Source organism: Brevibacillus choshinensis, from assembly GCF_001420695.1.
GTDB lineage: Bacteria > Bacillota > Bacilli > Brevibacillales > Brevibacillaceae > Brevibacillus > Brevibacillus choshinensis.
Map to the genome: position 1 here is coordinate 1,205,001 of NZ_LJJB01000013.1, position 13,275 is coordinate 1,218,275.

At 48.7% G+C, this 13,275-nt stretch carries 16 protein-coding genes (1 of these 16 cut by a window edge); 4 read left to right on the forward strand and 12 right to left on the reverse strand.

Translation table 11 applies throughout. The features are described 5' to 3' along the window. Positions 1 to 364, reverse strand: partial view of a nucleotidyltransferase-like protein gene (locus tag AN963_RS26085; RefSeq protein WP_055747416.1) — the beginning only. It extends 500 nt beyond the left edge of the window; 364 of the gene's 864 nt are visible here — the first part of the coding sequence; it begins with the start codon at positions 362 to 364; its stop codon lies off the left edge, out of view. 117 nt (positions 365 to 481) lie between these two features. Between AN963_RS26085 and AN963_RS26090 the strand changes: the two genes are divergently transcribed. Next, positions 482 to 856 (forward strand): YgzB family protein, encoded by a 375-nt coding sequence (locus AN963_RS26090; protein WP_055747417.1) that lies wholly within the window; start codon positions 482 to 484, stop codon positions 854 to 856. 79 nt (positions 857 to 935) lie between these two features. Here AN963_RS26090 and AN963_RS26095 read toward each other — a convergent pair whose 3' ends face one another. The 3 genes from AN963_RS26095 to nth form a co-directional block, all read right to left on the reverse strand. Continuing rightward, complete coding sequence (locus tag AN963_RS26095) at positions 936 to 2,693, reverse strand: glycosyl hydrolase family 18 protein (RefSeq protein ID WP_055747418.1); 1,758 nt, start codon at positions 2,691 to 2,693, stop codon at positions 936 to 938. Between the two features lie 247 nt (positions 2,694 to 2,940). Beyond that, positions 2,941 to 3,375, reverse strand: a complete 435-nt coding sequence (perR, locus tag AN963_RS26100; protein ID WP_055747419.1) for a peroxide-responsive transcriptional repressor PerR — start codon at positions 3,373 to 3,375, stop codon at positions 2,941 to 2,943. Positions 3,376 to 3,529: 154 nt separating this feature from the next. Beyond that, entirely contained in the window at positions 3,530 to 4,213 is a 684-nt protein-coding gene (gene nth / locus AN963_RS26105) for an endonuclease III (RefSeq protein WP_055747420.1), read from the reverse strand. 125 nt (positions 4,214 to 4,338) lie between these two features. Between nth and AN963_RS26110 the strand changes: the two genes are divergently transcribed. Further along, entirely contained in the window at positions 4,339 to 5,244 is a 906-nt protein-coding gene (locus tag AN963_RS26110) for a complex I NDUFA9 subunit family protein (protein ID WP_055747421.1), read from the forward strand. Between the two features lie 126 nt (positions 5,245 to 5,370). On the opposite strand, the gene AN963_RS26115 is transcribed toward AN963_RS26110, so the two are convergent. The 7 genes from AN963_RS26115 to bcp are packed head-to-tail and all read right to left on the reverse strand — an operon-like array spanning position 5,371 to position 10,030. Continuing rightward, on the reverse strand, positions 5,371 to 6,159 hold the full coding sequence (locus tag AN963_RS26115; protein ID WP_055747422.1) for a GNAT family N-acetyltransferase: 789 nt from the start codon (positions 6,157 to 6,159) through the stop codon (positions 5,371 to 5,373). Positions 6,160 to 6,191: 32 nt separating this feature from the next. After that, positions 6,192 to 6,533, reverse strand: coding sequence for a DinB family protein (locus AN963_RS26120; RefSeq protein WP_330218862.1), 342 nt, complete (start codon positions 6,531 to 6,533; stop codon positions 6,192 to 6,194). 9 nt (positions 6,534 to 6,542) lie between these two features. Next, positions 6,543 to 7,049: a VOC family protein gene (locus AN963_RS26125; RefSeq protein ID WP_055747424.1), complete on the reverse strand. Its 507-nt coding sequence runs from the start codon at positions 7,047 to 7,049 to the stop codon at positions 6,543 to 6,545. A 57-nt stretch (positions 7,050 to 7,106) separates the two neighbouring features. Then, positions 7,107 to 7,655, reverse strand: a complete 549-nt coding sequence (locus tag AN963_RS26130) for a cob(I)yrinic acid a,c-diamide adenosyltransferase (RefSeq protein WP_055747425.1) — start codon at positions 7,653 to 7,655, stop codon at positions 7,107 to 7,109. Positions 7,656 to 7,700: 45 nt separating this feature from the next. Beyond that, positions 7,701 to 8,462, reverse strand: coding sequence for a class I SAM-dependent methyltransferase (locus AN963_RS26135; protein ID WP_055747426.1), 762 nt, complete (start codon positions 8,460 to 8,462; stop codon positions 7,701 to 7,703). Positions 8,463 to 8,472: 10 nt separating this feature from the next. Further along, positions 8,473 to 9,525, reverse strand: coding sequence for a M42 family metallopeptidase (locus tag AN963_RS26140; RefSeq protein ID WP_055747427.1), 1,053 nt, complete (start codon positions 9,523 to 9,525; stop codon positions 8,473 to 8,475). A 34-nt stretch (positions 9,526 to 9,559) separates the two neighbouring features. Then, positions 9,560 to 10,030, reverse strand: coding sequence for a thioredoxin-dependent thiol peroxidase (gene bcp / locus AN963_RS26145; RefSeq protein ID WP_055747428.1), 471 nt, complete (start codon positions 10,028 to 10,030; stop codon positions 9,560 to 9,562). Positions 10,031 to 10,215: 185 nt separating this feature from the next. Here bcp and AN963_RS26150 point away from each other — a divergent pair, with 185 nt between their 5' ends. Together AN963_RS26150 and AN963_RS26155 are read left to right on the forward strand one after the other, a co-directional pair. After that, on the forward strand, positions 10,216 to 10,833 hold the full coding sequence (locus tag AN963_RS26150; RefSeq protein WP_055747429.1) for a winged helix-turn-helix domain-containing protein: 618 nt from the start codon (positions 10,216 to 10,218) through the stop codon (positions 10,831 to 10,833). Positions 10,834 to 10,926: 93 nt separating this feature from the next. Next, a complete protein-coding gene (locus AN963_RS26155) occupies positions 10,927 to 11,577 on the forward strand; it encodes an HAD family hydrolase (protein WP_055747430.1) in 651 nt (216 codons plus the stop codon). A 114-nt stretch (positions 11,578 to 11,691) separates the two neighbouring features. Here the strand turns inward: AN963_RS26155 and proS are convergent, their stop codons facing one another. Continuing rightward, positions 11,692 to 13,158: a proline--tRNA ligase gene (gene proS / locus AN963_RS26160; RefSeq protein ID WP_055747431.1), complete on the reverse strand. Its 1,467-nt coding sequence runs from the start codon at positions 13,156 to 13,158 to the stop codon at positions 11,692 to 11,694. Positions 13,159 to 13,275: the final 117 nt, after the last annotated feature.

Sequence of the window (13,275 nt, forward strand, 5' to 3'; positions counted from 1 at the left end):
GACATATGAGCTTTTTTTGCAAGGAATCAGTAATCCTTAATAGTCGTTGCTTAATTTGCCTCATATAATCGGCTTTATCAATGAGAATCTCCGCTCTTGCTAGCATGTGGGCCAGCTTCTCATCCAAGCCGTAAATGGTTCCCTTTTCTAGCTGCCACATGCTTATCCACTGCTCCATAATTGATTGGTCCTGAAAAAGAACTCGCCTTATGGTACCATCAATCTCAGGCTGTTTGGCTACAATTAAGTAATAAGTACCCTCTCGACTGGGGAAATCAGGCAACATAAGTACAGCTTGTACATCCAAACGCTTTTGAAGCAGCTCGAGATACGTTTGTTGACTCTCTTCTGGCCTCATGTTCATGCCTTTCTTCCTCCCTGCCCCTGGGTTGAACTTATGGATTCTACATGAGAAGTCCTTTTCCTGCTTGTCAACAGACAAATCCTTTGTATGCTATACTGTAGGGTAGGAGGAATGATGATGAAGAAAACTGAACGCCTTAGCAAGATCAAACGCATGCGCACTTGGGGTAACTGGAGCATGGTGATCGGTATTTTGCTGATGTATACAGGGTACGCTTTTTTTGCTGGATACTTGGACTTTATTCCTTTTCTCGGCAGCCTGTTCAAAGGTTCTCACGTCTTTATGACGTTGCTGTTGATCATCGGCTTTATCTTAACGATGGGCAGCACGGTTATGTTTATGATTTCCGGAATGGTCTCAACCTCTGCTCCACAGGTACAATGCCCTTCGTGCCAAAAAGTAACAAAAATGCTCGGAAAAGAAGACGCCTGTATGTTTTGTGGACAGCCTCTGCGTCTCGAAGACGGACAACCGCAACAAAACCAAACATAATGTGGTATGATGTACGATCCATAAGCAAAAAGCCACCTGCGTTCACCCATCAAAGGGCAAGCAGGTGGCTTTCTTCTGTTTAAGAAGTTGGTTTGTCGTGCTGACTGTTCAATCCCTCTTCTACAGCCTTCCAAATCTCAGGTACTTCGTAACCGCGACGCCAGGACGCTACCCCTGCGAGATTGTACTTGTGCACGAGCGCCATCCGCTTTTCTATAGAAGTGACGTCTTCCAGCCACATCTTATACGTATTCCCATCCTTGGGGTCCGTGTATTGTACATAGTTCTGACCACTTGCCTCATCTAGCTTAGGAGTCAGCTTGCGTTCGTTCATCCACTCCAGCGCGCGGGGCATGGACAGAGCTTTTGAGCTTACCTTCACACTACCGTCTGCCTGCTTGCTCTCCGTCCATAAACGCGTATAGAATGGGACGCCCAGTAAAAGCTTTTGATGCGGAACCTCTTCCATAACGCCTTTCAGTCCGTTCTCGACCCACGGGAACGATGCTACAGAGCCTGCTTTTGGACTGGACGCCCAATGCTCGTCATAGGTCATGACTGCCATGTAATCCACGACCTGTCCGAGTGCAGCGCGGTCCAGGAACATCGACCACGTCTCCGCAGTCGACTTAATCGTCACATCAATCGAGACCGTGAGTCCTTGCTCGTGCATATATGGCGTCAGCTCACGAACAAACTGAACGAGCTTTGGCTTCTCATCCAAATACACGTTTTCAAAATCGATGTTGATACCATCCAAATCGTAAAGGTTGGCGTAATGAATCAGCTGGGCAATCATTTTGTCTCGCTTGTCGTAGCTGCTGAGCACGGATTTGGTCCAGTCCGGGTTAAAACCATTGGTCACCAATCCCCAAACCTTGTAGCCACGCTGATGCGCCCACTTGACATAACCGGAGTCCGCCTTGTTCAAAAACGTCCCTTCTGGATCCTTTAGCTCGAACCATGTTGGAGAGACGACATTGACTCCCGGCATGGCCCCAATACCCTCCACGTTTGGATTACGATTCGTCACTTGCTCCCACACGAGATTGATCTTTTGCCCCAACGGCTTCCAGGCAACAGGTTGTTGAGATTGCGCCGGGCGGTCCAGACTAACCTTGCGCACCTGCGTCAGCTCAACACTCTCTCTCGGCAAAAATCCCGCAATACCGTCAGCGGTCAAGACGCGATACCACTTTTCCGATTCTCCCAACACATCCACACTAGCCCCTGCCGCTAACTCGGCGACAATCGGCGTTCGGATAGACGCACCCGTTCTGACAAGCTGGAGCTCATCCCCTGCGACAACTGTTGCTTGCTGAATGGCGTACCCGTCTTTTTCAACCGATAATACTCCTGTATTTGGTTTTTGCACAAAGGCGTACGGGTACAGCTTTTCCAGCGGATCCATCGGAACGTAGCGCACACCGTCTACCTCTTTGACGGGCACTTGCAAATTGACAGGCTGTTTGTTCAAGTAGGCAACCACTTGCCCGCTCTCCATCCGAAGAACCTTGTCCTTCGTCGTAACGATGACAGAGTGAGTGGGTTCGTCCCAAAAAATAGCAGGATCAATCTGCTCCTTGATGAACTCAAAGGGCAGCAAAACCTGATTGGATTCAACTAAATAAGGCGTGGATGTTCGTGTTCCTTCGTAAACGATTACCTGCTTCGCCCCATCATACGGTTGGACGTGCTCTGTGGACGCCCTTAGCATGAAGAACCAGTATATCGCACCGAATATCGCGACAAAAAAGAGCATGAGCATGAAGAAGAACTGAAGGATTCGTCTTCTTCTTTTCTTGGGACGAGGTGCCATTCCCAATTCCAGACCCATGGCTACGACCTCCTCCCAAACGGACAGCATCCCAAAAGGACGTCCGTCGATCTATTTCGGTCTTTCGCATTTACATTCCATACGTACAAACCATTCACAACCTTCTGACATACTTAACGCTCGTATACACGCTTCCTTCCAAAAGACGTTTGAAACGACAAAACGTTACAGCTTGTGCCAAAAAACACCTTCCTCCTCAACTCATTTCCGGTTGATTCAGAAGGTGTTTCTCAGATTTAAAGTGATTTCAGTGGGTGTTCTTTTGACAGGCATCACAGATGCCATAAACTTCCATGCGATGACCCGTAACGTGAAAACCGATGTCTTTCGCAGCGGATTCTTCCGCGTCCCGCAAATAAGGGAAGTGAAAATCGCTGATAGCCCCACACTTCGAACAGATGGCGTGGTAGTGATCTTCCTCCACATTTGCATCAAACCGGCTGGACGCATCCCCATAAGTCAATTCAACAACTAATCCCGCATCCTTAAAAACGCGCAAATTGTTATAAATCGTGGCTACACTCATATTGGGGAATTTGCCTTCGAGAGCTTTGTATATTTCGTCAGCGGTCGGGTGAGTCATCGTCTCCAGCAAATAGGTCAAAATTGCATGGCGTTGAGGTGTCATTCGAACCCCGGTGTTCTTCAGGATTTCTACAGCTTTTTCTACACGCTGTGCCATATCGTTACACCCCACAGTCTTTCGCAAAGACAAAAGAATAACTGTTTCTCATGCCATTGATTAGAATTAATATAAATAAGTGTACGTCTACTTAGCGAAAAATGTCAATATCCATTACATCGAATTAGGCAATGAAGAAACTGGAAAAGGAGGATTACGCCTGCGCTTTCGTCTTCGCTTTTGATTTAGTCTGAGCTTTTTTTCCTTCCGTAATCGCATGCTTGCACATTGATTGAAGTGGACAAATCCCACATTGAGGGTTGCGCGCAGAGCAGATCCGTCTACCGTGCCAAATGAGCCAGTGATGGGCATCTGACCATTTTTCCCGGGGAATACGCTTCATCAATTGACGCTCTACTTCATCCACGTTATCGCTTTTTGCCAACCCTAGGCGATTTCCTACGCGAAACACATGGGTATCAACGGCGATCGCGGGGACCCCGTACGCATTGGACAGCACGACATTCGCTGTTTTTCTCCCGACACCCGGCAACGCCTCCAGCTCCTTATGCGTTTGCGGCACCTCGCTATTGTATTTTTCGTATAGGATTCGACAGGTCTCTAAAATGTTCTTACTCTTATTTTTATACAGTCCAAGTCCTTTTATATGCTCCTCCATTTCTTCTTGTGTCAAATGAAGGTAGTGCTCCGGCTGATTCAGTTTTGCAAACATCGGTGCTGTTATTTCATTAACCCGTTTATCTGTACATTGCGCTGACAGGATCGTGGCGATCAGAAGCTCAAACGGGGTCGTATAGTTTAATTCACAATGCGCGTCCGGATACAGTTGGTGCAGCGTATCCAAGATTTCTGCGACTGGTACTTTGCGTTGCGCCATAGATATATCCCCCTTTTTCTCCATTATACCGTGCGACGTCAACTCAGCAATCTGGTGACTTCGTGGCATGCTCGCCTAGCGTTGATGTACTATTAGAATGGAAAAATATAACGGGGGGAATGCACGTGAAAGTATTCCTGACCGGCTCGACCGGTTTTGTAGGGAAGGGTTTACTGGCAAAATTGAACAAAGAAGGACATCATACCGTTTGCCTCATTCGGCCTGGATCAGAAAGAAAAAAGCAGCAGGACGAAGCAGCGAGCGAGAATGTCACCTATGTGACGGGTGATCTGTTTGATCAGGCGTCGTTGGTAAAAGCGATGACAGGTTGTGATGCAGTCATTCATCTCGTCGGAATCATTCGGGAGCAGCCAGGAAAAATGATCACATTTTCTCGCATTCATGTAGAGGGTACGAGGAATGTAGTGGAAGCGGCCAAGCAGACGGGAATCAGTCGCTTTGTGCATATGAGCGCGTTGGGAGCCCGTGAAAATGCTACGAGCGGCTATCATCGGACAAAATACGAAGCGGAACAGCTTGTGCAGGCAAGCGGCATACCCTACGTCATTTTCCGGCCTTCTGTCATTTTTGGGCCAGGAGATGAATTCGTAAACATGCTTGTAGATTTAGTAAAGCTACCGGTAACACCTGTGCTCGGAAACGGCTCTTACCCTCTGCAGCCAGTAGCACGGGAAACGGTCGCTGATGTATTCGCCCAAGCCTTGTCGAACACGTCTGCAACGAACCAAATCTATGAAGCAGGTGGTCCAATAGCTATTACGTACGGGCAAATTCTCGACGGTATCGGGTCAGCACTCGGTAAACAACACGTTCGCAAAATTCATATCCCCCTCTCTCTGATGAAGCCAGTCATTAATCTCATGGAGGGTTTTACGTTTTTCCCCATAACGAACACACAATTGACCATGCTGCTTGAAGGCAACGCATGTCAAAATGGGCAGCGTCTCTACGATACGTTTGACACTCCGAAAATCGACTTTCTGCAAGGGATTTCTGCGTATTTACGCTAAGTACGTGCTTGTCTGAAACGCTGGATCGTCTGTATACAAAAGATAGCTGATGGTCAACACGGAATAACTAGACGCCTGAAACGTAAAAAGCCCCTGATCAAACTCCAGGGGCTTTTTACGATCTGACTATCGAATCTCCAAGACACCTTTACCGCCACGAAAAACGTGTACAAATGGAATGACTCCCACCGTCTCAAAACCGTAGCGACTGTAAACCCTTTCTACTCGTTCGTTGATCGGACATACCCAAAGCTGCGAACCACCCGAGAGCATAAACTGCTCCTGCGCAAAGCGGATCAAGTGACCAATCAGTCCCTTTCCGCGAAAGTCTGGCAAGGTCGCTACGTTTTCAATCCGCATAATTTCACCTGCCTGCAGCAAACATAACGATGAGGCAGGCTCCCCATTTACACGAAGCAAGAAGTGTTGGAAGGCCGGGTGGGCAAACTCTTTGGCAAATGCCTTTTCCCTGACTTCCTTTCCCCCAAACTCGGGCACGGACTCGACCCGCAAGCACTCTTCATAATTGGCTGTCGTAACCGGCTCAATCACGATCTCCGCAGTATTATGAACGGTAGCGAGTTCACCCTTCCAAACCTGGATGGGAGAAGGCAATACCTCCGTGCGAAAGCCTTGACTCTCCAGTTGCTTGATCAGCACCTGCTGATTTTGCTGATCGTATAGGTAAAAGCGAGGATAGATGCCTTTTTCCTCAAAGAACGGGATGACTTCCTCCATTATCGCAGCTGCTTGCCCGATCTCCGTGACAGGGTGGGATACATGTGCATGGTTGGCATCATAATGATTTGGATTTTCTTCATTCCAGAACAGATAGCCCCACGGACGCTCCACTCTATTGGAAAAGGCGTGCTTGTAAGCGATGTCTGATTGTTCGACGATCGACAACAGATTCATGAATGCCTCCTGCTGGTTTACTTGCGATATGGTTATGCCAGACCATGCACTCTGCGCGTCTCCCAGATCTGCTCAATATGATGGAGAGCGTGACCCATCAGCGGCTCAATCCGTTGCCGAACCGTTATTGTCTGCCCGGTAGGCAAGGTCACGAAGCGATTCCATGCATCGGGTAGGTGCCGCACAAGTCCTCCCATATGGCCGCGAATCGCACCAAACAGCGCCAACTCGGCTGAAATGCTGCGTCCCGCGTAGTCCAGCCCCTCTGCCCAAACATCTGGATCATAGGCATTCCCATGAAAGTCTCGTCCAGGCTCAGCAAGGGCAAATTTGGCCAACGCCAGTGAGGTTGCTTCCGAATCGACTATATGCAGGACAAGCTGTCAGATCGACCATTTACCGGGGGCTCGGACCAAATCGAGCTGAAGCTCTTCCAAGCCTGCCAACGCCGCTTGAAGACGCTCACTTCCCTGGTCGTAGTAGCTCAAAATTTGTTCATCGGTGAGCGTGCGACCTCCCCAAAAGGTAAGCACATATCCAAAGGGATCGGTTACCGTCAGCCTTTCCCAACCCCATTCTGTCTCGTACCACTCTCCGTTCGATTCCTCACGAGCCAAAAGGCGGTCCCGATAAGCATAAAAAGTATCGGTTGCAGACAAATACAAGCTTTGACCGGGCTGTGGCGCATCGTACCTATCCACTAAATATTCAGACAAATCATCAGATGCCAGACCAGCAAGCACAATAGGCTCACCAGCCGGCGCAACGATGACCGCTATTTCTCGCGTTTCATCCACCTGTTCCAAACGAAACTCCAAAACTTGTTCGTAATAAAACAATGATTGGGAAAACTCTTTCGTTCGAAGGCATCTTCCGATCATAGCGGACATCGTTCACACTTCCTTTTATCCAAATAGGCACTGCCTGACTGCCTGACGCATCTGGATCTATTCGTGCAAGGTTTGTTCTGTCGTAGCAGTTTGTTTATTGACGTGACGAGCAACAACGAACAGGTAGTCCGACAATCGATTCAAGTATTTAACGACCGATTGATTTACTTGCTCTTGCGTGGCTACATGGACAGCCTTGCGCTCCGCTCGTCTCACAACCGTGCGTGAAACATGGAACGCCGAAGCCGCCGGGTTTCCCCCTGGCAATACGAAGTTCGTCAACGGTGGCAAGTCCGCATCCAGCTTGTCGATCTGTCCTTCGAGGAACGTAACATCTTCTTCCCCGATCGGCCAGCCTACCTTTTTCCCCTCGGGCGTCGCCAGCTCAGCGCCTACGTGAAACAGCTTGGTTTGGATGACGTGAAATACTTCACGAAGCTCGGTCCAATCTATAGACTCAGGCAGCAAAGACAGTGCCAACCCAATCTGTGAATTTGCCTCATCACACGTGCCATATGCTTCTACCCGATCTGCAAATTTGGGTACGCGGACACCGGCTACCAATGAGGTTTCGCCTTTGTCTCCTGTTTTCGTGTAGATCTTCATCCAGACCCCTCCATTTATCTCCTTATTTCCCTGGAAATCGACAAGCTAAATCACTTCTGCTACCACGATAAACTCTGAGCTATTGGCATCAAAAGCAGTTTTCGCAAAGGTCCCGTAGCGTTGTGTCACCTTGAAGCCGTTTAACCGGAAAAGATGATGCAGCTCAGCAGGAAAGATATAACGCAGATTAAAGCGACCCGTTACACGTTCCTTGACCAAGCCCTTCGCATCGGAGCGTTCATAAATCCGCGTCACTTCACACAATTGCTGAAAATGGTCATAACGGGTGTAATCCCACATCGCTACTTCTTCACCATCGTCAAGGCGATATGTTCCTCGCAGAGACATCTTTTCGTTTTCTTCATAGAAATGGTTGATTTTCGGCACGAAAACATTCATTACGAATTTGCCACCTGGAGCCAGATGCTTGCGGATACAAGACAATGCCTTCATTTGCTCTTGGATGTGCAGCAGGTGCAGGAATGAACGAAACGGAATCATGATCAACGAAAAGGTCTGTCCCAGATCGAAATTGCGCATATCTCCCTGCAGCAGGTGTAACAAGTCAGTATCTCCTGACTCGCTCGCCTTTTGATTGGCCTTTTCTAACATCTCCTGAGACAGATCCAGTCCTGTAACGTCAATCCCTGCCTGTGCCAGCGGAATGCTGATGCGCCCCGTTCCACATCCCAGCTCCAGCACCTTTCCTCCCGCCTGTTTGGCCTGATCCAGATAAAAGTCCACATCTCCGCTTAAGCCGCGCTGCGTCAAATCGTAATAGTCCGCCCATTGATACATATTGCTCATAACGACACTCCTATGCTTGCAATTGTTCGGATTGGAGGTACGCCATTACCAGTTTCGCTGTGTTATCGAGTGCTTCCCGATGTGTCCGTTCATGAGAGTGGGAAGCATCTACACCAGGACCAATCAATCCGTGAACGATGTCATAGCCAGAACGAAGCGCTGCACTCGCATCCGACCCGTAAAACGGGTAAATATCTACCTGGTAGTTCAAGCTGTTTGCTTCCGCGAGCTTGGTCAAATGGCTGCGCAGTCCGTAGTGGTATGGTCCTGAAGAGTCTTTCGCACAAATGGAGACGCAGTATTCATCCGTCGTCTGCCCATCGCCAATCGCACCCATGTCCACTGCCAAATACTCAATGACATTGGCTGGAATGCTGGAGTTTCCGCCATAGCCGATCTCTTCATTGTTGCTGATAAAGAAGTGAGTAGTGTAAGGCAGCTTTGTGCCTGACTCCTGAAGCTGCTTGAGAACGCCCAGTAATATAGCCACGCTCGCCTTGTCGTCTATGTGACGAGACTTAATAAAGCCACTTTCGGTAACCGTCACGCGAGGATCAAAGGACACGAAATCACCTACGGAAATTCCCAAGTCGAGTACTTCCTGCTTCGTTGTCACCTTTTCATCCAAGCGAACTTCCATGTTTTGATCCGAACGCTCCGCTTTGCCCGCTTCCCGGCCGTATACATGCACGGAAGCTTTCGTAGACAAAATGGTTCCTGTGACAAGAAGTCCACTTCCTGTTTCCACGACACAATGCTCGCCTTCTACTGCATTGAACTCAAATCCGCCAATCAGAGTCAGCTTCAGACGACCGTTGGACTTGATTTCTTTAACCATGGCACCCAGTGTATCCACATGTGCTGTCAGCAGGCGTGCCTTTTCTTCATTCGCTCCTGGAATGGTAGCAATGATTGCACCTTTGTTCGTACGTTTGAACGCAACATCCAGCTTTTCGAGCTCTTGAGAAACCCATGCCATTACTTTGGCGGTATTTCCCGATGGGCTAGGAATATTTGCTAACTGGCAAAAAGATTCGACGACATACTCTGTTGATACGCTCATTGGGTTGATCCTCCTTTTCGATGGAAAGCGTAGTCTATGCTTTCAGTTCTTCCTGAATAAATTGAAGTACTTCCTGAACGTGCCCCTTTACCTTCACTTTTGACCATGCTTTGGCAATATTTCCTTGTTTATCAATGATAAATGTAGACCGCTCGATGCCCATATATTCTCTGCCGTACATTTTTTTCAAAACCCACACACCATAAGCCTCTGCCACCTGATGATCAGGGTCCGCCAACAAAGGAAACGGCAATTCATGTTTTGCCACAAACTTATCATGGGACTTCACTTCATCCGGGCTAATCCCCAATACGACCGTATCCAATTGCTTGAATTGAGGGTGGTAATCGCGAAAATCGCAAGCTTCAGTCGTACATCCCGGTGTCATGTCTTTTGGATAAAAATAAAGCACTACATTCTTTCCCCGATACGAAGAAAGTGAGATGGTCTGATTCTCGTTTGCTTGCAGCGTAAAATCAGGCGCAGCTTGTCCCATTTCGGTCATGCATATCCCTTCCTTCTATTCCGTTTTTTCCTTGTATGTACTTTTTTCATTTTACCACAAGCTTACAGGCACTTCATCTGTATACACGTTGCGCTTTCTATCAGAAAACGATAGAATTGATTGATAGTATAGAGAACGATGAAAAATCAAAATTTGGCCTAGTCAGTTGGATGGTGAGAAATGGCATGAAAGAGATTTATGAAGTTACAGACCCAGAAGCTCTAAAATCCCTTGCGATAGCCGAGCGTGTCAAAATTCTAGAACTCTTTGAGGATCTGGAACCTCGTACAGCAAAGCAAATTGCTACGGAGCTAGGTGAAAACGCTGCCCGTCTTCACTACCACGTGAAGGAACTTGTTCGTGTCGGTTTGCTGGAACAGGTAGATACTCGCGTCAAAGGCTCCATCGTAGAAAAGTACTACGAACCAGTAGCCAAGGTGATTCAGGTTAAGCTGCAAGTCATGATCGAAGAAAACGCACAGCAATTGAGCGATGTGATGTTTACACCGTTCCGAACTACTGAAAAAGATCTCATGCGTACCCTGAACCGTTTTGTTGCCAGTGATCAGGATATGCGTAAAGAGTACAAGAACACGTTTGCATTCAACTTGCATGAGTTTCACCTTAACCAGGACGAGCGCAATCAGTTCGTCGAAGAAATCAGTGAGCTTTTGCACAAGTACAAAGCCTTTAAAAGTGAGCCCGGCCGCCGCAAGTTCAAGTTTTTCGACGTGCTCTTTCCCTTGACACCTGCTGACCCTTCTGATGATTCCGAAGAGCCTTTCGAGGATTCCGAAGAATAGCAGAATCGTTCGCTGCATAATTGTTACTTACACCATGAAAACCATCAGCAGAGATGGTTTTCTTTTTGTGTTGAAAAGGAAGGAGGTCGTCGTATGAGAACCATCCTGTTTGACTTCGATGGAACCGTAGCGGACACGCTGCCGCTCATTTTCACTGCCTTTCGCTCTACATTTCAGCACTTCTTGCAAAAGCATTACACGAATGAGCAAATTATCGCGTTGTTCGGGCCCACTGAGACGGGGATAGTACAAAACGAACTACCGCCCCACGAACACACAGCAGCCCTCGACCACTTTTTTGCCGCCTATACCGACGAGCATGAACGTATGCAAAATCCGCCTGAAATCGCACGGATGCTCGAACAATTGCAGACAACTGGCATTCAGATGGGAATCGTCACAGGAAAAGGAAGGCGGAGTGCAGACATATCGCTGAGAGAATGGCAGTTAACCTCGTTTTTTGATGTGGTTATCACCGGGGATGATGTCACAAACCCCAAGCCCCATCCAGAGGGCATACGGCTCGCTATGGAACAGCTGGGGGTAAATGCATCCGAAACCATCTATGTGGGGGACAGCGATGCGGATATCCTGGCGGGTCGGGCAGCAGGGTTGACGACGGTGGGCGTCGATTGGCTCGCGGTCACTCAAAAAGCAGGCAAGTTCGATCCGCAGCCGGATTATCTTTTTACAGATGTACAAAGTTTCGTGGACTGGGTCATGACCCTACGTTCTTTCGTTTAGCAAAAGCTTGTGTAAAAAGTAAAAAGGCATGCCCAGTTCATGTCCGGGCACGCCTTTTTCTTGTGCATACGGCTCTGTTGACGCCAAAACTTGGCAAAGCCAGATTTCTTTACTCTAGTAAGCGCGTCCGAACCAAACCGTATGCTGCGCTTTTTCTCCACAACAGATGCAGGTTTCTTTGAATACAGGCGGCTCAAACGGAATATTACGGGAGGTGAACTTGGTCTCTTCCTTGACCTTTGCTTCACACGCATCGTCTCCGCACCAGCCAGCTAATACCCAGCCGCTCGTAGCATTTTCCTGCTCGCTCTTGGCAATGTGAGCGGCCAATTGCTCCATGGAGTCGATCTCCAGATGGGAATTCGCTTCGCGGAAAGCTAACGCCTTTTGGAACATGTTTTGCTGAATCTCCTCCAGCAATTTCTGAATGGATTCTACGATACCATCCAGCGCTACGGTCACTTTTTCTCCCGTATCACGGCGAGCCAGGATCACTTGGCCATTCTCTACATCGCGCGGCCCCATTTCCAGACGCAGTGGCACCCCACGCATTTCCCACTCATTGAACTTCCAGCCCGGCGTTTCTTCCCGTAGGTCAGCGCGCACACGGACGCCAGATGCCTTGATCGTATCAAAGAGCGGATCAAAAGCCTCCATCACTTGTTCCCGGAGCTTCATCGGCCCTACAGGAATCATGATCACTTGAGTAGGTGCCATCCGTGGAGGCAACGACAAACCACGATCATCTCCATGCACCATAATCATCGATCCGATCAAACGAGTCGAGCTCCCCCATGAAGTCGTGTGCACGTATTTAAATGTATTGTCTCGATCGAGGAACTTGATTTCAAAGCTGCGCGCAAAATTGTCGCCTAAGTAGTGAGAGGTCCCCGCCTGCACGGCTTTGCCATCCTTCATCATCGCTTCGATAGAATACGTATCGACAGCTCCGGCAAAGCGTTCACTCGGAGTTTTTTGCCCTTTCCATACAGGGATCGCCAGCTCCTGCTCGACGACTTCCCGGTAGATCTCCAGCATCTGCATGGTCTCTTGGCGTGCTTCTTCTTCGGTAGCGTGAGCCGTATGCCCTTCCTGCCAGAGAAACTCGGATGTACGCAAAAACGGCATGGTGCGCTTTTCCCAGCGGAATACGTTTGCCCATTGGTTGATCAATACCGGCAAATCGCGGTAGCTCTGAATCCATTGGCTGTACATGTGGCCGATGATCGTCTCGGACGTCGGGCGCAGGGCCAGCTTTTCCTCCAAAGGCTCACCGCCTGCTTCCGTCACCCACGGCAGCTCTGGATTGAAGCCCTCGATATGGTCTTTTTCTTTTTGCATGAAGGACTCAGGGATCAGCATGGGGAAATAGGCATTACGGTGTCCGGTTTCTTTGAAGCGCTTGTTCATCGCCTCCTGAATCCGTTCCCACAGCTCAAACCCTTCTGGCTTGAACACGATACAACCGCGAACGGGCGTATAGTCCATCAGGTCCGCTTTTTTGATCGTATCGATGTACCAGCGTGAGAAATCCTCCGATTGTGGCGTAATTTCTTTCACAAATGCCTTTTCCTCTTTCATCCTTCTACAGCTCCTCTTTTCAAAATAAATGCGGGTGAATGCAAAAAATCCCCCATCCCAAAATAGGGACGGAGGATCAACATCCGCGGTACCACCCTGATTGACCATAGCAAAAGC